The 21,690-nt window shown below is 48.8% G+C and carries 16 protein-coding genes and 1 pseudogene; 10 read left to right on the top strand and 7 right to left on the bottom strand.

All coding sequences use genetic code 11. From position 1 onward, the window contains the following. Positions 1 to 34 precede the first annotated feature (34 nt). Complete coding sequence (locus ABEW73_RS26315; protein ID WP_430163323.1) at positions 35 to 1,210, bottom strand: MGDG synthase family glycosyltransferase; 1,176 nt, start codon at positions 1,208 to 1,210, stop codon at positions 35 to 37. Positions 1,211 to 1,540: 330 nt separating this feature from the next. On the opposite strand from ABEW73_RS26315, the gene ABEW73_RS26310 reads away from it, so the two are divergent. The 4 genes from ABEW73_RS26310 to ABEW73_RS26295 all read left to right on the top strand — a co-directional run bounded on the left by ABEW73_RS26310 (position 1,541) and on the right by ABEW73_RS26295 (position 10,456). Continuing rightward, positions 1,541 to 2,122 carry a TetR/AcrR family transcriptional regulator gene (locus ABEW73_RS26310; RefSeq protein WP_430163320.1) on the top strand — a complete coding sequence of 194 codons (582 nt, stop codon included), beginning with the start codon at positions 1,541 to 1,543 and terminating at the stop codon, positions 2,120 to 2,122. 198 nt (positions 2,123 to 2,320) lie between these two features. Continuing rightward, entirely contained in the window at positions 2,321 to 4,588 is a 2,268-nt protein-coding gene (locus ABEW73_RS26305) for a YhgE/Pip family protein (protein WP_430163317.1), read from the top strand. A gap of 805 nt (positions 4,589 to 5,393) precedes the next feature. Next, a complete protein-coding gene (gene gltB / locus ABEW73_RS26300) occupies positions 5,394 to 9,989 on the top strand; it encodes a glutamate synthase large subunit (RefSeq protein WP_430163315.1) in 4,596 nt (1,531 codons plus the stop codon). 320 nt (positions 9,990 to 10,309) lie between these two features. Further along, positions 10,310 to 10,456, top strand: a complete 147-nt coding sequence (locus ABEW73_RS26295) for a hypothetical protein (protein ID WP_179090689.1) — start codon at positions 10,310 to 10,312, stop codon at positions 10,454 to 10,456. A gap of 91 nt (positions 10,457 to 10,547) precedes the next feature. Here ABEW73_RS26295 and ABEW73_RS26290 read toward each other — a convergent pair whose 3' ends face one another. After that, the gene (locus ABEW73_RS26290; protein WP_076324736.1) at positions 10,548 to 10,916 is read right to left on the bottom strand and encodes a helix-turn-helix domain-containing protein; all 369 of its coding nucleotides are present in this window, start codon (positions 10,914 to 10,916) and stop codon (positions 10,548 to 10,550) included. A gap of 303 nt (positions 10,917 to 11,219) precedes the next feature. Between ABEW73_RS26290 and ABEW73_RS26285 the strand changes: the two genes are divergently transcribed. Together ABEW73_RS26285 and ABEW73_RS26280 are read left to right on the top strand one after the other, a co-directional pair. Then, positions 11,220 to 11,537: a hypothetical protein gene (locus ABEW73_RS26285; protein WP_215157799.1), complete on the top strand. Its 318-nt coding sequence runs from the start codon at positions 11,220 to 11,222 to the stop codon at positions 11,535 to 11,537. A gap of 584 nt (positions 11,538 to 12,121) precedes the next feature. Continuing rightward, complete coding sequence (locus ABEW73_RS26280) at positions 12,122 to 12,859, top strand: LCP family protein (protein WP_430163313.1); 738 nt, start codon at positions 12,122 to 12,124, stop codon at positions 12,857 to 12,859. 112 nt (positions 12,860 to 12,971) lie between these two features. On the opposite strand, the pseudogene ABEW73_RS26275 reads toward ABEW73_RS26280, so the two are convergent. Continuing rightward, positions 12,972 to 13,163: pseudogene (locus ABEW73_RS26275) on the bottom strand (helix-turn-helix domain-containing protein); the annotation flags it as partial. A gap of 589 nt (positions 13,164 to 13,752) precedes the next feature. On the opposite strand from ABEW73_RS26275, the gene ABEW73_RS26270 reads away from it, so the two are divergent. Next, complete coding sequence (locus tag ABEW73_RS26270; protein ID WP_430163310.1) at positions 13,753 to 14,670, top strand: ABC transporter ATP-binding protein; 918 nt, start codon at positions 13,753 to 13,755, stop codon at positions 14,668 to 14,670. After that, complete coding sequence (locus ABEW73_RS26265; protein WP_430163307.1) at positions 14,660 to 15,436, top strand: ABC transporter permease; 777 nt, start codon at positions 14,660 to 14,662, stop codon at positions 15,434 to 15,436. The genes ABEW73_RS26270 and ABEW73_RS26265 overlap by 11 nt, the downstream gene beginning before the upstream one ends. Before the next feature lie 135 nt (positions 15,437 to 15,571). Here ABEW73_RS26265 and ABEW73_RS26260 read toward each other — a convergent pair whose 3' ends face one another. Together ABEW73_RS26260 and ABEW73_RS26255 are read right to left on the bottom strand one after the other, a co-directional pair. Next, positions 15,572 to 15,991, bottom strand: coding sequence for a bactofilin family protein (locus tag ABEW73_RS26260; protein ID WP_430163304.1), 420 nt, complete (start codon positions 15,989 to 15,991; stop codon positions 15,572 to 15,574). Between the two features lie 33 nt (positions 15,992 to 16,024). Continuing rightward, a complete protein-coding gene (locus ABEW73_RS26255; RefSeq protein WP_430163302.1) occupies positions 16,025 to 16,996 on the bottom strand; it encodes a M23 family metallopeptidase in 972 nt (323 codons plus the stop codon). Between the two features lie 238 nt (positions 16,997 to 17,234). Here ABEW73_RS26255 and cls point away from each other — a divergent pair, with 238 nt between their 5' ends. After that, positions 17,235 to 18,665 carry a cardiolipin synthase gene (gene cls / locus ABEW73_RS26250; RefSeq protein ID WP_430163299.1) on the top strand — a complete coding sequence of 477 codons (1,431 nt, stop codon included), beginning with the start codon at positions 17,235 to 17,237 and terminating at the stop codon, positions 18,663 to 18,665. 166 nt (positions 18,666 to 18,831) lie between these two features. Further along, positions 18,832 to 19,749, top strand: a complete 918-nt coding sequence (locus tag ABEW73_RS26245; RefSeq protein WP_430163297.1) for a YitT family protein — start codon at positions 18,832 to 18,834, stop codon at positions 19,747 to 19,749. A gap of 61 nt (positions 19,750 to 19,810) precedes the next feature. On the opposite strand, the gene ABEW73_RS26240 is transcribed toward ABEW73_RS26245, so the two are convergent. Further along, positions 19,811 to 20,881, bottom strand: a complete 1,071-nt coding sequence (locus ABEW73_RS26240; protein WP_430163294.1) for a serine hydrolase domain-containing protein — start codon at positions 20,879 to 20,881, stop codon at positions 19,811 to 19,813. A 49-nt stretch (positions 20,882 to 20,930) separates the two neighbouring features. Next, the gene (locus tag ABEW73_RS26235) at positions 20,931 to 21,506 is read right to left on the bottom strand and encodes a TetR/AcrR family transcriptional regulator (protein WP_430163292.1); all 576 of its coding nucleotides are present in this window, start codon (positions 21,504 to 21,506) and stop codon (positions 20,931 to 20,933) included. Positions 21,507 to 21,690: the final 184 nt, after the last annotated feature.

Raw genomic sequence — 21,690 nt, 5'->3', positions numbered from 1 at the left:
AAAAGCGGGAAATTATAAGAAAATGCTATAGATATTAGGGCTGGTCCGCGAACAGTTTGACGGGATCTTCATGATTACCGGGCATGTGTCCTTCGGTCAGCAGTCCCATCACCTGGCTGGCACAGTGGTCGGGCTCTAGATGCGGTATGCGTCGCCGGCCTGCTCCGTTACGTTTCTTACTTATCTGATCATAATGATCGGACAGCAGATTCAGCCATTTGTCGATCACGGCAGGAGAGTCTAAAATTTCCGCATAGCCTTCGCTGACAAAGAAATGGGAATTCACTTCTTCCTGTCCCGGAATAGGCTCATAGAACAGCATAGGGATTCCCTTGGCAGCTCCCTCTGTACACGTCATCCCGCCTGGCTTGGTAATGAGCAAATCGGACACTTCCATAAGTTTATGTATATCGTCACGATACCCGAGAACATGAATGTTGGGATGCTGAAAGATCGGGTTTTCGCGCATGCTGGCAACCAGCTTCTCGTTCTGTCCCATACAGAAGACCAGCTGGATATCATCGGCCCTGCTGGCCAGCTTGCTGAGCAGCTCCTTGTTGAATACGAGACCCCATCCACCCCCCATAATCAGCACGGTTGGCATATTCTTTAATTGAAGCTCGGCTTGAAGCGCCTCTCGATTGCCCCTTTCCCAGAACTTGGGATGCACCGGAATGCCGGTCACATGAATGTATTCGGGTTGAATGTCCCGCAGCAGCAGGAGCTGTTTCACATGGGGGGTTGATACGAGATATTCATCCACTTCCGGATTGACCCAGGTGCCATGGGCATCATAGTCGGTAATCAGCGTATAAAGCGGAACCTCAAGCCCCTGACGCTTCAGGCGGGAGACCACAGCGTTAGGAAAGGGGTGGGTACATATGATGAGATCCGGTTTCAACTGCTCGATGACCTGCTGGGCCTGCGCATAGAATATGCGGTGCAGCGCGAGCCGCGTCAGACGGTTTAACGATTTCTTATATTGCGAACGGTACAGCATGCCGACAAGGCGCGGGCGGGTGCTGACGGTTTTTCGATAAGCGGATAAAATTAACGGCCCCACGGTTGGATTTAAAAAATTGCCGAGCTCAATGACACGGCAGTGGATGCCGGGATTCATCCGTTGTATACCTTCAGCCAGCGCATACGCTGCTTGCGTATGTCCTGTGCCGAAACCCTCGGAAAAGAGGAGCACTCTTGTATATCGCATGGTTTCACCTACTTCTTTCTCCCTCTATCTTACAAAACAGGAATCATTTTTTGAAGAGCGGCGCGAAAAAAAGAGTATGCATCATAAGTATACGCGCGAAAGGGAAAAGCATTTCAATTATTTTACGTCAGGGAGTCAGAGTGTACCCTTACATTAGACGTCATGATCAGATTTGAACCCTGCATATAAAATATTAAAAAATTTAACGAAAAGATATTGCAATGCATCCGATTATCTGGTAAAGTGATTTTTGACCGAATGACCGAAAAAGTATTTTGGTCAGTTTTGAAACGAAGGCCAATTTTAAAAGATCAAGAAGGAGGGGTAAGCATGTCAGCTGTGGACCGTCGGAAGCAGGTGCTAGATGCTGCCTCCAAGTCGTTTGCTTTGTTCGGATATAAAGCGACGACGATGGAACAGGTGGCGAAGATTGCGAATGTAGGGAAAGGTACGATTTACACGTTTTTCACGAATAAGGATGAACTGTTTGACGAGATTTTGCTGTCGGCCATTATGGAGATGAAACGTATTGCCGAGCGCGAGATACAGAAGGACAGAGATTTCTTCGACAATCTGTATCGGGTGCTGGATGCACTGCTTGAATTCCGAAGCGAGCATGAGCTGTTCATTAAGCTATCGCAAGAAGTGCGGGATATCGGCACGCCGAAGGCGCATGAAGGGTTGACGAAGGTGGAGAACGGAATCGTCGGATATCTCAAGGGAATTGTGGAGCAGGCCATTTCGATCGGTGAGCTTAAGCCGCTGGATGCTCAAGTGGTATCCTTCGTGATGCTGAAGCTGTATGTTGCACTCACGACGGACTTCAATCAGCTTCACAAGTCGCTGAGCAAGGAACAGATCAAGGAATATATGATGGTGTTCTTGGCTGACGGGTTGAAGGCCACTTCGTAAGAAGGAGATAGGAACCTCCTTCGTGATGAGGAAGGCGGACTCTCTAGGCATGAGGGCTCGTCTTCCTTGCCAGAGATCATTTTTTTTTGGCTTGAACTGACTGAATGAGGATATTGGTCATTATGTACTGGACTATGATCTGCCACGATGCAGATTCATGTCGGCTGGTTATCTAGAGAAAAAAAGGAGAGAGACTGGATGAAGTCATTATCTGTATTTGCAAAAGATCTTGGCGCTGCCGTTCGGAATAAAAAAATATTGATTCCGATCATCGCGGTGCTGTTCATACCGGTCATGTATAGCGGTATGTTTCTCGGGGCCTTTTGGGACCCGTACGGAAAGATGGAGGATTTGCCCGTTGCGGTCGTCAATAACGACCAGGGCGCTGTTTTTGAAGAAAAGACGCTTCACGCTGGCGAGGATTTGGTTGCCGAGCTGAAGAAGGGAAAAGATTTTAATTGGCAATTCGTTGATCGGCAAGAAGCTGAGCAAGGCATGAAGGATAACAAATACTACATGACCATCAGCATTCCTGAGAATTTCTCACAGCAGGCGACAACTTTAATGGATGAACATCCGCAGCCTGCGCAAATCGTATTTGAGCCGAATGAAGGCTATAACTTCCTGGCGGCCCAGATCGGTGGATCTGCGGTGAAGCAGATTCAGGCCAAGGTGTCCGCGAAAGTGACGGAAGCTTATACGGAAACCCTGTTCGATCAAGTAGCTAAAGTATCCGATGGTTTGAGCGAAGCGGGAGACGGCGCGACCAAGATATCCGAAGGTGCCGTGAAGCTGGATGATGGCGCCGTGAAGCTGAAGGAAAACCTGGCTAAACTCGTCAGCGGCACACAGGAGCTTCAGGATGGAATCGCGCCTTTGACCCAAGGCGTGCAGGAACTGAATAACGGTGCAGGCGAGTTGAACACAGGAGCGGGCACCCTCGCTTCCGGCTTGGATCAGCTTAAAGCGGGTCACAGCAAGCTGCAAGCGGGAGCTGAAGAGGCGAGCAAGGGTGGTGCCAAGCTGCAAGCGGGGATTGAATCTGCCGCAGCCGGCAGTACCACTCTGAATAACGGTTTGCAAGCCAACCAGGCAGGGGCTTCCCAGCTTGCGGCAGGCGCGAAAAGCGCTCATGAAGGCAGCAGCAGTCTGAAAGCCGGACTGAATCAATCGCTGGAGGCTACGGCTTCCTTGGAGCAAGGCGCCAAAGCCGTTGCAGACGGATTGAAGAAGCTGGCTGAAAGCAATCCGGAGCTGGCGCAAAGTCCGGAGGTTCAGCAGCTGCTGGCTGTGAGCCAATCCGTTGCCAACGGCACAAGCGGGCTGAATGCCGGCCAGAAACAGCTGGCACAAGGCGCAGCCGAGTTGAACCAAGGCACGCTGCAGCTGCAGGAAGGCGCCGGCAAGCTGAGCGCAGGAGCGAATCAGCTGGCTGAAGGCGGCAAACAGCTCGCAGCTGGCGGTCAAGAGCTGCTGGCTGGTGCGAAACAGCTGAGCGCTGGCCAAAGCCAACTGGCTGACGGCATGAAGCTGTTCGGCACGAAGTTGAGCGAAGCGGCAGCTGGCGGCAAACAGCTCGCAAGCGGAGCAGCCACCCTTTCGAAAGGGACGGAACAGCTTGCAGGAGGAGCGGGCAAGTTGGGAAGTGGCGTTACAACGCTTGCCGACGGCTCGAAAAAGCTGGATTCCGGAGCTGGTGAGCTGGTAAACGGGATGAGTGAATTGAAGGAAGGCAGCGGAGAGCTTGCAGACAAGCTGAACGAGGCTGCCGACAAGACAGGCGATATCAAAACAACCGATGAAACGGTTACCATGTTTGCCGGACCGGTACAGGTTGAAGAGCACAAAGTGAACGAAGTGCCGAACTACGGTACGGGATTCGCACCATACTTCCTGTCGCTCGGTTTGTTTGTCGGAGCTCTGCTCTGTACAATTATCATGCCAATCCGCAGTGCATCGGTACCGAATGCATCGGGCTGGAACCGGTTTGTCAGCCGTACGCTGTCCTTTGCCGGTATGGGATTGATTCAAGCGCTGCTGGCAACAGTCGTCATGCTGTACGGATTGAAGCTTGAGGTACAGAGCGTTCCGCTCTTCTATCTTTTCTCCATCATTACGAGCTTGTCGTTCATGTTCTTGGTGCAAATGTTCGTCACATGGCTGGATCAGCCTGGACGCTTCGTCGTCATCGTTATCCTGATCCTCCAATTGACAACAAGCGCAGGCACGTTCCCGGTAGAGCTGATTCCGAACTGGATGAAGGCATTGAATCCGCTTCTGCCGATGACTTACAGCGTAAAAGGCTACAAGGACGTCATTTCCACAGGAAGCTTCGACGGCATGTGGGCCAATGTGGGTGTACTGGCCGGATTCGGTCTGGTATTCCTGGCATTGACCGCCGTGTACTTCCTGGCTACCGGAAAAAGCAAGAAAGCAGCAGACACCGATACAGCGTTGACTGCATAAGTAAAATAGCTATTATATGAAGGAAGAGGACTTCCCCGAAGATCGAACAGATCTCGGGGAAGTCTTTTTTTGAAGAGATGTTGGGAGCGGGAGGGGGGTTAAAAGAAAAAAAGCCCCCTTTCGAACAAGAAGGTGAAGGGTAAAATCTGAGCGGATGGTTGTGGAAAGGAGAGAAGGTGAACAAAACGGCCTGTTCGGAATGTTTTATTTGCATGTTTTTTTGCACTATTCTACATAAGTTTTAACAATGTCTTGTGATAACTCTCATAAAAACAATTCTTATCAAATTCATAAAAACTTTGAATTGCCTGCACTGTATGACGGTGCTAAAATATATAGAACTAATAAATCTTACGTGTTAGGTAAATGTTACCCCTTGCCGCTTTTGCACAATACTGCATCGCCTCATGACAGTGTGTTCACTGCAGGAGAGGATTGATGTCCAACCTTTAAGAGGTGGTTCAAAAAGTCCGCTTTTGATAAGAGAACCAATCGAGGCAAATTCAAGGCTGAGCGACCGCGATTCAGAAGTAGGTTTTCTTGCGATATAGGATTTCATCAACTCCGTTGATAACTTATAAATCCTATATCTAACACGAAGTGAATCAGGAAGCGACTCGGCATCGAATCTTGAATTCAGCCGGGCCTTCCGGTGCTCACGTACCAAAAACGTACGCTCCACTCCTCAGTCCCTAGCTTCATCCAATCTTCTCGGTGCTGAAAACCGACCTTTTTGAACACGCATTTTATGTTTCCTGTTATTGATCAGCAGCATTTTATTCTATACAAAGAAAGGTTGCATCTTATGAAACATACTGATTTTCCCCAGAAGCAGGGCCTCTATGATCCGCAGTTTGAAAAAGATGCTTGCGGTATGGGTTTTGTTGCCCATATCAAGGGTAAGCCATCCCATGAAATCGTCAGCAGCGCGCTGACCATGCTTGCCAATATGGAGCATCGAGGCGGTCAGGGCAGCGAGCCGAACTCCGGTGACGGTGCTGGGATTATGTTGCAAATTCCTCACTCCTTCTTCTCCTCCGAAGCAGCGAAGCTGGGCTTTGAGCTTCCGGAAGCCGGGCATTATGGTGCCGGCATGCTGTTCCTATCCCATGATCCTGCTGTCCGTTTGGCCCATGAGGACCAGTTGGCTTCGATTATTGCAGAAGAAGGTCAGACCCTGCTTGGTTTCCGTGATGTACCAACCCATGATGAAATGCTGGGTAAATCAGCAAAAGCGGCAAAGCCGTATGTCCGCCAAGTGTTCATTGGACGAAGCGCCGACATTCTGGATGATCTCTCGTTCGAGCGCAAGCTGTATGTCATCCGCCGTCGCGCCGAGCTGGCTATCCGTTACAGCGGCAAGCCCGAAGGCGACAGCTTCTATGTATCCAGCCTTTCCTGCCGGAAAATCGTATACAAAGGCATGTTAACGACAGAGCAGGTGGGGGAATTTTACCTGGACCTGCAGGAAGAGGGATTGGAATCCGCTATCGCACTGATTCACTCCCGTTTCAGTACGAACACGTTCCCAAGCTGGGAACGCGCGCATCCGTACCGCTTCATGATTCACAACGGCGAGATCAACACGCTGCGCGGGAATGTCAACTGGATGCACGCCCGTCAATCGCTGTTTGAGCATGAACTGTTCGGAAGCGATCTGGAGAAGGTAAAACCTGTCATCAACCCGGACGGATCCGATACCGGGATGTTCGATAATACATTTGAATTCCTGTATCTCAGCGGTCGTTCCCTGCCGCATGTGGCCATGATGATGGTCCCTGAGCCGTGGAGCAACCATGAGAGCATGGATAAGACCAAAAAAGCATTCTACGAATACCACAGCACACTGATGGAGCCGTGGGACGGCCCGGCTGCGATGGCGTTCACGGATGGTGTCCAGATCGGGGCTACCCTGGACCGGAATGGACTGCGTCCATCCCGTTATTATGTCACGAAGGATGATCTGATCATTCTGTCCTCCGAAGCGGGCGTATTAGATATCCCGCCGGAAAATGTGCTGTATAAGGACCGCTTGCGTCCTGGCCGGATGCTGCTGGTCGACACGAAGGAAGGACGGATTATCTCCGACGAAGAAGTCAAAGCAAGCATCGCCGCCGAACTTCCGTACTCTGAATGGCTGGATGAACATCTGGTAGAGCTTCATGATCTTCCTGACGCGCCGGAACTGCCGGATCCGAAGCATGAAAATGTACGTCAGCTGCAACAGGCGTTCGGCTACACGTACGAGGAGCTGCGCAAAGTGCTGGAGCCGATGGCGATCACGGGTGCGGAAGCTGTTGCATCCATGGGATATGATGCACCGCTTGCGGTGTTGTCCGATCGTCCGCAGAGGCTGTTCAACTACTTCAAGCAGATGTTCGCTCAGGTGACGAATCCTCCGATTGATGCGATTCGTGAAGAACTGGTCACTTCAACGGCAACAACAATCGGTCCGGAGCGTAATCTGCTGAAGCCGGAGCCCGAAAGCTGCCGTCACATCCGTCTGGATTCGCCGGTGCTCTCGAATGAAGACTTTGCGAAGCTGCGCCACGTTCGCCGTCCCGGCTTCAAGTCCATGACCATTCCGATCTTCTTTCCGGCAGCGGAAGGTGCAGAAGGACTTCGCCAGGCGATCAATACCCTCTGCGAGGCAGCGGACCGGGTTATTGCCAAGGGACACAACATCTTGATCTTGTCGGACCGCGGCGTGGATAAAGACAATGCTGCGATTCCATCGCTGCTTGCCGTTTCATCGCTCCATCATCACCTGATCCGTCAGGAAACCCGGACCAAGGTGGCGATCCTGCTTGAATCCGGCGAGCCTCGCGAAGTCCATCATTATGCCCTGCTGCTCGGTTACGGCGTGAGTGCGGTCAACCCGTACCTGGCGTTCGAAACACTGGATGACATGATTTCGGAAGGCATGCTTCGCGGGATCTCGCATGAGAAAGCCGTGAAGAATTACATTAAGGCGGCAAGTAAGAGCGTTGTCAAAGTGTTGTCGAAAATGGGGATCTCCACGATCCAATCTTATCGCGGGGCCCAAATTTTTGAGGCTGTCGGCCTCAAAGAAGATTTCGTGGAAAGCTATTTCACTCGGACGCCATCCCGTATCGGGGGCATCGGTTTGGAAGAAGTGGCTAAGGAAACGCTGGCCCATCACGAGCGCGCCTTTACCGATAAGGATGGGAACGATAAAGCGCTGGATTCAGCCGGCGAATATCAATGGAGAGCTGACGGGGAAGAGCATTTGTTCAACCCAAGAACCATCCATTTGCTGCAGCAGGCTGTCCGAACCAATGACTATGCAACTTATAAAAAATATGCAGAGCTTGTGAAAGGTGAGAATGAGCAGCATCTTACGCTGCGCTCACTGCTCGAAATCAAGCCGGCCGGCGAACCGGTACCACTGGATGAGGTTGAATCCGTAGAATCCATTATGCGCCGATTCAAAACGGGCGCGATGTCATTCGGCTCGATCAGCAAGGAAGCGCATGAGAGCCTTGCGATCGGGATGAACCGCATCGGAGGCAAGAGCAATACGGGTGAAGGCGGAGAGGATCCGGCCCGTTTCATCCCTGATGCCAACGGCGATTCCCGCCGCAGCGCCATCAAACAGGTGGCTTCGGGACGTTTCGGCGTAACCTCCAACTACCTGGTGAACGCGGACGAAATCCAGATCAAGATGGCGCAGGGGGCGAAGCCGGGCGAAGGCGGACAGCTGCCGGGCCGTAAAGTATATCCTTGGGTAGCCGAGGTTCGTGGTTCGACGCCAGGTGTTGGTCTGATTTCGCCGCCGCCGCATCATGATATTTACTCCATTGAGGATTTGGCGGAGCTTATTTACGACCTGAAGAACTCCAACCCGCGTGCGGATATTAACGTGAAGCTTGTATCCGAGGTGGGTGTGGGTACGATCGCTGCAGGTGTTGCGAAGGGCCGCGCGGACATCATTCTGGTCAGTGGTTACGATGGCGGTACGGGTGCTTCGCCGCAAGGCTCGATCCGTCATGCGGGTATGCCTTGGGAGCTTGGCCTTGCCGAGACCCATCAGACACTCATCATGAACAATCTGCGTGACCGCGTGGTGCTCGAAACAGATGGCAAAATGCTGAACGGTCGCGACTTGGTGGTAGCGGCTCTGCTTGGAGCCGAAGAGTATGGCTTCTCTACGGCACCATTGGTTGCCGTCGGATGTATCATGATGCGTGTCTGCCAAATGGACACCTGTCCGGTTGGCGTAGCCACGCAGAATCCGGAGCTGCGTAAGAACTTTACAGGAGATCCGGAGCATGTGGCCAATTTTATGCGTTTTGTCGCTCAAGACATGCGCGAGCTGATGGCAGAGCTTGGTTTCCGCACTATTAATGAGATGATTGGACGTACCGATTGCCTGGATGCCGTCAAAGCGGATCATCACTGGAAGAAGAAAGGCGTGGATATCTCCGCGTTGCTGTATACGCCGGAGCTTCCGGAAGGCAGCACTCGCTACCGTACGCAAAGACAGAATCATGGCCTGGAAGAAACGCTGGATATGCGTTCACTGCTCGGCAGCGCTGCACCTGCATTGGAATCGGGAGCAGCGGTGGAAGGGACCTTCCCGATCACGAACGTGGATCGTGCAGTAGGTACCATTCTGGGCAGTGAAGTCACGCGCAAATACGGCGCGGCTGGACTACCTGAAGACACGATTCAATTTAACTTCGTGGGTTCCGCAGGACAGAGCTTTGGTGCCTTTGTGCCGAAAGGGATGACACTGATGGTTGAAGGGGATGCGAATGACTATATCGGTAAAGGCCTTTCCGGCGGCAAGCTGATCGTGAAGCCTTCACCGAAAGCAACCTTCAAAGCCGAGGAGAACATTATTGCCGGTAATACCGCGTTCTATGGTGCTACAGGCGGTGAAGCCTACGTAAGAGGCATTGCCGGCGAGCGCTTTGCCGTTCGTAACTCGGGTGCGAGCATTGTGGTTGAAGGCGTTGGCGATCATGGCTGTGAATACATGACCGGCGGGCGGGTAGTCGTGCTCGGAGAAACCGGACGTAACTTCGCGGCCGGGATGTCCGGCGGTGTAGCGTACGTCTATGATCCTGAAGGAACTTTTGTGGATCGCTGCAATCTGGAGATGGTGCTCCTTGAGCGGGTGGAGGATACAACAGAAGCGGAAGCACTCCATCATCTTGTCCAGCAGCATGAGCAGTACACCGGCAGTGTGCCGGCACAGCAAATTCTAGGAGATTGGGATCAGGCGCTCAGCCACTTTGTCCGTATCATTCCGAAGGATTACAAGCGCATGCTGCTGCATATCGAGAAGGCTCAAGATCAAGGCCTGGCGGGTGAAGCTGCACTTCTCGCCGCATTTGAGGCGAATATGAAAGAATTGGCTCGTACAGGGAACTAACATCTGATGTTATGTTATCGGAAACCACATTGTGTTCTTTAATGAATGCAATGTGGTTTTTTTTCATATATAAATAAGTTACGATGAGTCTAATTAAGAAATTTGTATTTTCAACAAAATATTTCAAAAGAAAATTCGACAAAATTAGAACCGGAAGCATAGGACAAAGGCTCCACAAGACGACAGCATCATGTGGATTCGTTGGTTATAATATTGGTAAGTAAGTTGTTTAATAGGTTGTTGCTGTATACATGTAATTTCAACAAGTATGAGCAGCTGGGATGGAGAGGAAATTATAGATAAGCGAGGTAGTTGTGGAAATGAGTGTGGACAAGGAGAGAGGCTCCGGAAGCACCGAGCAGCGGCTTGACCAACAGAAAACGAACATCGACATCAATAAGCTCATGACTCAATTGGGAATCCATCCTGATAAATGGCTGCAAATGGAGGAATTACGAAAAGATTAGATAGGGTCTCATGGTGACAAGAAAATCCCCGACATGTTGTGATCGTAGTATCCTACACGTCGGGGATTTGTAGTTATTGGGCGTAAAGGCGTTATTTCATGGCCCGTTCCATGCGAACAAATGCAATGAACCGCTTGGCTTCATCTTCAGTGAGCTTGCGGCCGTCCACCGTAAGGTTAAAGCGTTCCAATAAATCCTCATCGGATAGTTCAAGTCCGTCCACAAACGATCGAACCTCCGCATCAAGCACCGTTTTTTCCTGTGTCGTTCTCCCGATCAGATAATCTATGGATACGTCAAACAGATCTGCCAGGCGGGTCAATGTTTCGAAATCGGGCTTGCGCCGATTTTTTTCATAATGGGATAGTGCAGCACGTGTAATACCGACAGAGGTAGCGAGCTCTTCCTGAGTCCACCCATGCTGTTCACGTAATTCAGATATTCGTTCTCCGTAGTTCACGCATTGATCCCCCTTTCGAATGGCTTGTATCTATAGAAGTTAATTGAATAGATCTATAAGTTGAAATTGCCGATTTATTATATACATAAAAAGACTACTTTTTATTGACTAGATACAATATGTATCGTATTATAAACATTAATAAGATACATATTGTATCTGCAATGTAAAGGTTTGGGTACAGTTAGTATCATTTTATCCAGTGCGGAAATGTCCCATACCAAAAAATTATAATAAGGAGCGGATGAGTTACCTCCAATGTTACGAGAACGGCAACACCAAATTACAGTAAGGATTAGAGTCATGCAGATCGGGGAATTAACCATTCATGGGAAAAGTCATTCCGTTACACCGCTAGAGTTGCTGCCAAGTGGTCTTGTATTCCTATGTCCTTGGGAAATACCGATTCATTCTAATGTTATATTGGGTTACGAAATTGATGATAATGTGGATCATATTCTGCTTTCAGGCCACATTGAATCAAGGGGACTCTTTTATGGACGCCAATTGTATCATACGGAATTCTATACAGACGGCGATAAAAAGACCCGTATCGTGGGTATGTTGAACCGAATGATGTTCGGTCACAGCGAGTCGAATAAAATGAGTCTCTATAACTGAAACGTAATTCATGGATAGCCTGCAGCGAACAGGTATTCACGATGAATCATTATCATGGTTTATTGATATTCTACTATATTTATGTTGCTTGGTCATTAGTTCTTTTACCTTAAATCCTTGTGCATGATGCGGGACGGGTTTAGAATATCGTTGTTTTTCTCCTACTATAAATGAACTTGATTATATGATTTCATATGTAGATTTATATTTAATCTTGAATTGGAGTTGTATATTTAGTTCATTGTAATCATGAAGCCTCCTCGATACATATTTCTGCGAGTTCTTATTCTCCTGACCCTTGTTCACTATGAATTCAATAATTCAATGTATTTAATGATTCAACATCGACCTTTAACGGAACAGGATAAGGTCAATGCAATGGAGGGCATCACTGGATGAAAATGAGAAGGAAATGGGTCCTGTGGCTTCTAGCTATTCTTATACTGCTGCCTTCTGCGTATCTTCTGTACACGTATCAATCCATTAAATCGACAGCAAATCGGATTTACGAAGAACGGGAGCCTTCGCCTGTAGTCCCAACCTTCGTACAGGATCGGACGACAATTCAGGTCGGAGAAAAAAATATGAAGGACGCTGATCCATTTACTGTTCTGGTTTTGGGCGTAGACCAAAGGCCCTATGATCGTGGGCGATCCGACGTCATGATATTAATGGCAGTAAACCCTGCAAAGGGGTCAGTATTGATTTTTAATATTCCTCGTGATACCAGGACTGATATTGTCGGACATGGTACGGTGGATAAAATTAACCATGCCTATGCCTTTGGGGGCGTTGAGATGTCGGTCAGCAGCGTCGAGCATTTTTTGCAATTCCCTATCGATTACTACATTAAAGTGGACATGGAGGGCTTCTCCAGCATTATAGATTCATTGGGCGGAGTCGCCGTAAATAACAATATGCGGTTCGATTATGCAGGCTATAACTTTGATCAGGGGAAGTTAAACTTAAACGGTGAGGAAGCACTGGCATTCTCGCGTATGAGGTTTGAAGATCCTAAGGGAGACTTAGGCAGAAATGCAAGGCAACGTGAGATTCTGAAAGGGATCTTAAATAAGTTAATCAGGATTTCGACTGTTTTTAAATTGGAATCGCTTCTAGATGACATTGGAAACAATGTCAAAACGGATATTTCGTTTGAAGAGATGAAGGTGTTTGTAACAGAGTACCGTCAAAAACTGAAAAAGGTTGAGCAGGTTGAAATTGCTGGCCATGGACAAAAAATGAATGGAGTTTGGTATTATATCGTCGGTGATCAAGAAAGAGAAAAGATAACGTCTACTTTACAAGCGTATATGGAATGACTCGGAACACAAAACCCCCTTTTTGAGTAGAGGGGGTTTTTGTGTGTGAAGTTGAATAACGAAGGTTTAGGTCATTTTGATTATTTATGGAGTGGGGGGATTGAACAGACTATCTTCCAATGATTTGATCAATCGTGGTTTTAAATACGTCCGCTAATCTTGTTAGCGTTTCCAGATTTGGTTCTCGGCGATCCTTTTCATAATGTGATAAAGAAGCCCGACTGATTCCAATACGTTCGGATAGCTCTTCCTGGGTCCAACCTTTTTGCTCCCGCAATTTTGCAATGCGAGATCCATATGACATTCATACTCACCTCTCTACAAGTTCCATTAATTTAGAATAAATAAACATACATCATATAAAAACATCTAATATGATACAAAATGTATCTTAATTTCCGCCTATCGTCAATACATATTGTAGCAATTATTTAAAATTTAGAAAAAAATGTATCTTTAACCTTCTGATATAATGGACATTTTAGGTCCTGTAGTCTTAACATGATTTGATTTATTTACGTTTGACAAGGAGTAACAATTTATATAGAATTTTTGTAGTGGATACATTTTGTATCATGCTGTACATAGAATAGATGCATCAATCCCGAAAGAGGAGATGACGGGATGAAAGAAGTGATGATGTATTGCGTCAGTTGCTGTCGGATGCTTCCCATTACCCAAAGCCACAGCTTGTATAAAACCGGCTTCTATAAGCATAATGTTCCGGCGGGAGTCTGCAAGGAGTGTCAATCGGCTTTGTTGGTGCATCGCAAGTAGACGGCTCCATTACGATGCAGTGTAGGGGTCATGCATTTCAACAATTTTGTCCTTTGCTCTAGTATTGTATAATTGTGGAGATTGACATGATACAAGGGCAAAGGAGAATAGATTACATGAAGCAGGAACCGCTGGTAAGACTGCTAGGGGTTACGAAGAAAATCTCGTCCAAGGTTTTGGTAGATCATGTGACTTTAGATATCCCACCTGGACAAATTTTCGGGTTTCTTGGGCCGAACGGAGCAGGTAAGACAACGACCATTCGCATGATGGTTGGGCTGATGTCCATTACCCAAGGGGATATTACCATCGGGGGTTACAGCATACGGAAGAATTATGAACAGGCAGCCGCTCAGATTGGGGCGATCGTTGAGAACCCTGAGATGTATAAATTTTTGTCTGGTTATAACAATCTGAAGCATTTTGCGCGCATGATGCAGGGCATTACCAAAGAACGTATCGATGAGGTAGTGGAACTTGTCGGGCTCGGGAATCGGATTCATGAGAAAGTGCAGACCTATTCGCTGGGGATGCGCCAACGGCTTGGCGTGGCACAGGCGCTGCTGCACCGGCCGAAGCTTCTGATCCTGGACGAGCCTACGAATGGCTTGGACCCGCAGGGCATTCGGGAGCTGCGTGATTATTTGCGCAGATTGACGCAGGAGGAAGGGACGACCGTATTCGTCTCCAGTCATTTGCTGTCTGAGATGGAGCTGATGTGTGACACCGTTGGCATCATACGTCACGGCAAGCTGATTGATATCCGTCAGCTACGGACGGCTGAGGGAGAGCGGGTGTTTGAAGAGACCGCATTTACCGTCAATGATGCGGATGCAGCGGTAGCGCTGCTCCAGGAATATCAAGCGTCAGCCCGCGATCACCTAATCATTGTTCGCGGCGACGAGAATATGATTGCGGATATCAACGCGGCATTGGTTGGGGCAGGCATACGCGTATATGCCATACAGCCGGTGACCCGTTCGCTAGAGGATCAATTTTTGGAAATGACGGGAGGGGGATCCGTTGTTGAATAACTTTACCCGTCTTGTTGCCAATGAGAATATGAAAATTTACTATCGTGTACGGACATGGGTCATGCTGGCGATTCTCCTCTTGTTTAATGCGGCCATGCCTATCATGCTGTACTATACGAATGCGCCGATGGATGTCTGGACCGTATTTACATGGACGGAGAGTTTCACCATCTACCTAAGTACGATATTTACGGTAATTATCGCTGCGGATATCGTGGCCGGGGAGTTTGCCGGAGGCACCATCAAATTGCTGCTGATCCGGCCGTGGAGCCGAGGGAAGATTCTGTTGTCCAAATTCACCTCCCTGGTTCTATTCGGTCTGCTCTGTGCGGGGATTACGGCCGTGGCAGGGATCACTATCTCGCTGCTGTTGTTTTCCGGCAATACCGGATTATCAGACGCATTGGCGGGATCATCGATGAACAACTCGCTGCTTCTCCTGCTGACCGATACGATCCAAGCGCTGGTCATCTCGCTAATTGCGTTTATGCTCTCTACGGTGTTTCGTTCTGGCGGTCTGGCGATTGGATTGTCGCTGATGCTCCTGTTCACCAAAGATATTTTCGGGTTTATCTTTAATCCGGAGCGGTTTGAATGGGCGAAGTATTTACTCTTTCTCCACATCGACCTAAGCGGCTATATTCAGTCGGCTGTCGGACCGGGAGGAGTGGGGCTGGGTTTCTCCATCACGATTCTGGTTGTTTATTGCTTGTTGTTTATGCTCATCTCTTGGTTGGCCTTTACGAAGAGAGACGTTGCAGCTTAATTTATGGATAAGAAAAGAGCTCCTTCTACCCGTGTGAATCACATGGATGGGAAGGGGCTCTTTGATGATGTCGGCTGAAAGAACGGGCCGATCGATCTAAAACTGCCGGGTTCGGGTGGTCGTCCATACGCCAGGTTAACCTGCTTCCGAGCGCTGAAGCGGCAGTGCGCTGTTCGTTGACTTCGCAGCTTCCTGAGTCGAGGTTTGATGCTCCATTCGGCTTGCTCCATTTAGAAGTCCGCCTTCCATTACGATCAGGGAAGCGGCGTAAACATCCCCGTACATCTGTCCCGTAGGTGTGATGGTCAGTTTGTTTTCCGCCGTCACATCGCCATACACCTTGCCGGCCACGATAACTTCCCGAGCGGAGATATTGGAGCGGGCAATCGCTTCTTCGCCGATGGTCACACAGCCTTGGCTTTCGATGGAGCCGTTAAAGCGCCCGTCAATCCGCAGATTATCCTCGCATTGCAGCACGCCCTCAACTTCACTTCCTGGTCCAATCAGCGTATCTGTTCGCTGGGAAGCCCGCTTGTTCTTGTTTTTCTTTTTCATATTACATTCCTCCTCATCATGAATGGATGGTGCTTACTGCAGATAAGGCAATGGGTCAATCGTCTGGTTGTTTTTGACGACCTGGAAATGAAGATGAGGACCTGTGCTTCGCCCGGAGGATCCCAGCTTGCCAATGGATTCACCTTGCTCGACATGATCGCCTACCGACACGGCCAGACTGTCCAGATGCATGTACCAGGTCTCTAGACCATTCGGATGTTTGACTACGATATAAAGCCCCCGGGCTCCGCCGCGTTCCGCTGCCGTCACCTCACCAGCGCCTGCGGCATAGATCGGATCGCCGGTTTTACCGGCAATATCGATGCCGGCATGATAGGCCGAACGCCCGGTAAAAGGATCACTCCGATAACCAAAATTCGAAGTCAGCCGTTTAGAAGTGGTTGGCCACAGTGAGGGTGTGCCTTCACGTTTCTCTTGGGTCTCCTGGGCTTGATCCAGCGTACGCGGAATATGGCGCTCCATACGTGAAATCAACTGCTGAATCTCCTCGAAATCATCATGGGTCTCCCTGGCGAGGCTTAACATTTCATTCTCATGAACGGCAATGAATTCCCCTCCGACATGCTGCTTATCCTCAGCTGTGATGGAGGAGGTCTGTCCTGATAAGCTGCCGTGCTTCTGAATAAACTGTTGAAGCTCCTGCTCCAGCTGCTGAACGCGCTCCATCTGGACCTTCGTTTGCTCTGCTTCACCCGACAGCTGAATGATAGCTTTGTTTAGTCGTTCTATCGCTTCCTCCTTGTCGGTGACCGTCACTTCCATCTTTAAGGCTTCCAGGTTTCTGAGCATCAGCTGCTGTTCGAGCCCCGAGATCGTTTGGGCCGACTGGATCTGCAGGGAAACGATCAGTCCGGCGATGGACAAAATAGCGGCCGCGGGTACCGCTATCATTAGAGGTTTGGACAGATGGATCTGTCTGACTGAATGCTGGGCATCCCGCAGCACCAGCAGGGTTAAGCGTTGTTTACGGTGTGTGGTTTTCATGGCATCTCCCTTCCATACATCATTTATGAATCAGGGTACCCGCTAGACTCGGCCAGCTCCTTATCTAGTATGTATTCTATTCTCTCGAAGAACATGTCAAAAATTATTAGATAAGAGAACTTATTCAGTATGGTGCGTCATTGGGTAATTGAATAAATACATATGGAATTGGTCAATGATGTAGTGTAGTTATTCGGTTCAAAATACGACTATTATTCATGCTGAGGAGGCTGTCGATATGGTATGGCTTCTGGTCGCACTTATTACTTTTATTTTGCAGATGGTTGCAGTGCTGTTGCTGGAGTTTCGGAATCCGTCCAAGGCCGTGGCCTGGCTGTTTATTTTATTTTGCCTCCCATTGATCGGGTTTGTACTCTATTTCTTTGTGGCGAGGGACTATCAGAAGCGGTTGAAGATTCGCAAACGGGGCTCCAGACTGTTTCAGGAAATCAGGGGGCACCTGTGGGATCAGGCCGCCGTTATCAGGCGCAAGGAAGGTATGAACAACGCCGGATTCCATCACAATGATCGTTTGTTCAATCTGCTTAATCATTTGTCGGAGAGTCCGATTACAGGTTGTAATCAGAGCCGCGTGTTGACGGATGGGGAAGAGACTTACGCTGCTATGCTGAGCGCGATGGAACAGGCCACAGACCACATCCATGTGGAGTTCTATATCTTTCGTCATGACCGGATCGGCACGAAGTTTCAGGAGGTCATGATTCGAAAGGCGCAGGAAGGCGTCAAGGTACGTCTGGTTTGTGACGGGCTTGGCAGCTATAAACTCAAGAAAACGTTCATTCAGCGGTTTAAGGAATCGGGAGTGGAGTTCTATTTCTTCCTGCCCGCCATGGTTTCGATGTTCAGCCGCAGAATCAATTACCGGAATCACCGTAAAATCGTCGTGGTGGATGGCACGATCGGTTTTCTTGGCGGGATTAACGTCGGGGACGACTATCTGGGCGAATATCCGAAAATGGGCTACTGGCGCGACACACATCTGGAAGTTAAGGGAGATGCGGTCTATTTCCTGCAAAATGTGTTTCTGCATGACTGGAAGCTTGCTTCCGGAGAGCGAATTGCGGATTTCGGGCTGTTCCCGGAGCATCATTGCACCGGGAATGAGCAGGTGCAAATATTGAGCAGCGGACCGGATCTGAACTGGAATGCCATTCAGGAGATGTGCTTCGGGGCGATTTCCGTAGCCAAAGAACGGATATGGATCACAACGCCGTATTTCATTCCCGATGAAGGGATATATGAGGCGCTGAAGACGGCAGCGGTGAGCGGAGTGGATGTACGGATCATTATTCCGGATCGTGCCGATTCCCGTTTTGTGAAAATGGCAAGCTTGTCCTACGTGGAAGAGCTGCTGGCAGCTGGCGTTACCTTCTACGAGTATGAAAAAGGATTCATCCACGCCAAGGTGCTCATCGTGGACGAACTTCTCGGTTCAGTCGGTACGGCGAATATGGATATGCGGAGTTTCTTCTGTAATTTTGAGCTGACAGCCGTACTGTTTGACCAACTGCCGATAGAGCAGTTGGTTGCGGATTTTAAGGAGGATCTCAAACAGAGCAGGCGGATTGATGAGGAGAGGTTTCGTCAGCGCGGAAGATGGCAGAAAGCAGCCGAAATTTTATGCAGGATGCTATCACCCTTACTATAAGTGTAATATCTTACATCAGATGTCAGAATGTCGGAAAAGCAAGTGGAATTCAGGAAGAAACCTGAAAGTTCTATGTCCAGCATTTATTGTATGATAGAATATGTATAAGGGTTTCACTTATAAATATAAATTAGCTTATTTTTCATAAGTTGAACGGGGGAGATTTATGTCAAGTGATGTGAAGATTCTTGCGCAAGTGAAAGCGGAGCAGCAGAAGCCGGAGAATCCCAAGGCAGGCTCAACCACCTTGAAGCTTCTCCGTCGTCTGGTGTTCTTAACTTTCGGTGCGATATTGATGGCCGTAGGGCTGGAGATCTTTCTGGTACCTAACAGAATTATTGACGGGGGCATTACCGGTGTATCCATTATGGTTTCCCATATCACCAATGTTCCGCTAGGTGTATTCCTGACCTTGTTCAACCTTCCATTTTTATTTATGGGATATAAACAAATCGGGAAAACCTTTGCATTATCCACGTTGTTCGCCGTAGTGATCATGTCCGTGGGAACTTATTTTCTACATCCCGTTGATCCGATCACCATTGACCCGCTGCTTGCGGCCGTGTTCGGCGGCGTTCTACTCGGAATCGGGGTTGGTCTTGTTATCCGGTCCGGCGGCTCCTTGGACGGAACGGAAATCGTGGCTATTCTGATCAACAAAAAGACGCCGTTCTCTGTCGGTGAAATCGTGATGTTCATTAACGTATTTATTCTGGGCAGCGCAGGATTTATTTTCGGCTGGGATCATGCCATGTACTCGCTGATTGCTTATTACCTGGCGTTTAAACTGATTGACATTACAATTGAAGGCATTGATCAATCCAAATCGGTTTGGATTATCAGTGATAAGCATAAGGAGATCGGTGATGCGCTGACCCAACGTCTTGGGCGCGGTGTAACCTATCTGGAGGGAGAGGGCGCTTATTCCGGCGACAGCAAGAAAGTTATCTTTGTTGTCATTACCCGTCTGGAAGAAGCGAAGCTCAAATCCATCGTAGAAGATTGGGATTCCCAGGCTTTTGTTGCCATCGGGAATATCCATGATGTGAAGGGCGGCCGCTTTAAGAAGAAGGCCATTCATTAATACACCAATATTCCTAAGTTCCACCCATGTTGAGAGTTAACGCGGGTGGAACATTTTTTGTTTAAGGGACATCTGCGTGCAAGCGTAGTGCCTTCTTCTCCCGCCCATATTGACGGATAATTCTCGTCATCGCCTGCACAGCCGCGGATTGACCAACAGCCTGGTTAACGGTTCCGGTGAAATAAAGTCCTGATTCAGGGTGATGGAAGGCAAATGCGCCGGATTGACCCCAGTGACCGATGAGTCCTCGTCTCAAGCCAAATGGAGAAAGCGGCTGTCTTGAAATGCCGATGCCATAGAAAAAGGGGCCAGGTGCCCAGAGAAAGTTCCATTCCCTTTGGAGTTCCTCCAAATCACCTATCGGGAACAACTCCCCGTTAAAAAAGGCCCGCAGGAAAATCATCGTTTCCCTTGCCGTTGAGACGATGCCGCCTTCCGCTCCGATTGACGCCATATACTGAGGAAGGTCCAAACGCTTCATCTTATAATAGAATGGAACGGGAGTCGTATCCTCCGGATTATGATAGACATACGTTTGTGTCAGATTCAGGTTGTCGAAGATGCATTCCTTGAATACGTTCTGAATGGAGTCACCCTTGATATTCTCGATGATCTGCCCAAGCAGCCGATAGTTGGTGTCGGAATATTGGGCTTTTTTCGCTTGTCCCGGTTTGAATTTAGGCTTTCCCCGTCTCGCTGCATTCAATGTTTTGTCCAGACTCCAAGCCTGATCATGCCCGGCGATGAGTTCCGAGAAGACGTTTCCGGAAAAATAGTCCGGGATGCCTGACGTATTGGACATTAACTGTTTGACGGTGATTTCTTCGGTGTAATCCCTGTTCTCCATCATATGGAGTCCCGCGATGATCTCTTTTGAAAGGTACTCGCTGATGGGATCATCAAGCCCAAGCCGCTGCTCCGCTCGTAACTTCAAGATTACGGCTGTCACATACAATTTAGTCACGCTGGCAATGAAATAGCGGTCCTCAGATTGCATCTCCCCGCCGCTGCTGACAAGGGAGAGTGATTGCTTCTGGTCCTCGACGCACAAAACCATGCTAAACACATTTCTTTTATTGGCGACCTGAGCCAACCATTCATCCAGAAGCGACTGCTCCAGGGCTCTTCCCATTCTCCATATACCTCCCATGGATCCTAATTTATCGACACCTTATGCAGATTCATGTCTCTTGCTGTTTCCGCAAACGAGCACCACGTATGAAATCCTCAGCGGCTTCGTCCATCATATGGATCATCCTGTCGTCATCCACGCTCTCCGTGAACAAATCATTGGCTAGCATGACACAGAGACCTGTCTGGAAGGTTTGCATTTTCAATAAAATCGATTGCAGCTCCTGATCAGAAAATCCCGCAAGCTCCGGGTCCAACTTCATTAACCCGATCACCTCACGAATTTGTTCCGGGGTATTCTTCATATGGGGATTGTTCTTCATGGTCAAATCCCGGTAGAGCACAGGGTATTCCTTCGCGAATCGCAGACTTGCCATGCCGATATCCCGGAACGGCTGACCGGATTGCTGCTCTGCAATCAATCCTCTGGCCACCTGAAAGGCCTTTTCGACGACCTGTTGAACCAATTCTTCAGCATCGTTGAAATTGACATAGATTGGCGCGATGGAGCTTCCCAGACGTTCGGCTACTTTTCGAATCGTAATGGACTCGATTCCATCCGTCTTAGCAATGTCAAATGCGGCTAGCACGATATCTTGTTTGGTGAACTTCGTTTTTGGTGCCATTGCTGTCTGCAGCTCCTTAGATTATTTATATGTGGAACCATTGATACATATCACATGATATATATGGATTATAAAGATTGATTGGACCGGGTTCAATCTTTTCTTATGAGGGGTTGCTGGAGGGTTATTTGTAAATCCAGTAAAACCCACTTATAATAAGAACATATGTTTGTTAAAATATGAA

It is taken from the genome of Paenibacillus lautus (assembly GCF_050482385.1).
Classification (GTDB): domain Bacteria; phylum Bacillota; class Bacilli; order Paenibacillales; family Paenibacillaceae; genus Paenibacillus_AQ; species Paenibacillus_AQ lautus_B.
Note: the sequence above shows the minus strand (reverse complement) of the source record. Positions and strands in the feature narration are given on the sequence as shown.

Bases quoted from the DNA above. Each gene is read 5' to 3' on its own strand.
- ABEW73_RS26315 (WP_430163323.1), bottom strand. From the start codon at position 1,210: ATGCGATATACAAGAGTGCTCCTCTTTTCCGAGGGTTTCGGCACAGGA.
- ABEW73_RS26310 (WP_430163320.1), top strand. From the start codon at position 1,541: ATGTCAGCTGTGGACCGTCGGAAGCAGGTGCTAGATGCTGCCTCCAAG.
- ABEW73_RS26305 (WP_430163317.1), top strand. From the start codon at position 2,321: ATGAAGTCATTATCTGTATTTGCAAAAGATCTTGGCGCTGCCGTTCGG.
- gltB (WP_430163315.1), top strand. From the start codon at position 5,394: ATGAAACATACTGATTTTCCCCAGAAGCAGGGCCTCTATGATCCGCAG.
- ABEW73_RS26295 (WP_179090689.1), top strand. From the start codon at position 10,310: ATGAGTGTGGACAAGGAGAGAGGCTCCGGAAGCACCGAGCAGCGGCTT.
- ABEW73_RS26285 (WP_215157799.1), top strand. From the start codon at position 11,220: ATGCAGATCGGGGAATTAACCATTCATGGGAAAAGTCATTCCGTTACA.
- ABEW73_RS26280 (WP_430163313.1), top strand. From the start codon at position 12,122: ATGAAGGACGCTGATCCATTTACTGTTCTGGTTTTGGGCGTAGACCAA.
- ABEW73_RS26270 (WP_430163310.1), top strand. From the start codon at position 13,753: ATGAAGCAGGAACCGCTGGTAAGACTGCTAGGGGTTACGAAGAAAATC.
- ABEW73_RS26260 (WP_430163304.1), bottom strand. From the start codon at position 15,991: ATGAAAAAGAAAAACAAGAACAAGCGGGCTTCCCAGCGAACAGATACG.
- ABEW73_RS26255 (WP_430163302.1), bottom strand. From the start codon at position 16,996: ATGAAAACCACACACCGTAAACAACGCTTAACCCTGCTGGTGCTGCGG.
- cls (WP_430163299.1), top strand. From the start codon at position 17,235: ATGGTATGGCTTCTGGTCGCACTTATTACTTTTATTTTGCAGATGGTT.
- ABEW73_RS26245 (WP_430163297.1), top strand. From the start codon at position 18,832: ATGTCAAGTGATGTGAAGATTCTTGCGCAAGTGAAAGCGGAGCAGCAG.
- ABEW73_RS26240 (WP_430163294.1), bottom strand. From the start codon at position 20,881: ATGGGAAGAGCCCTGGAGCAGTCGCTTCTGGATGAATGGTTGGCTCAG.
- ABEW73_RS26235 (WP_430163292.1), bottom strand. From the start codon at position 21,506: ATGGCACCAAAAACGAAGTTCACCAAACAAGATATCGTGCTAGCCGCA.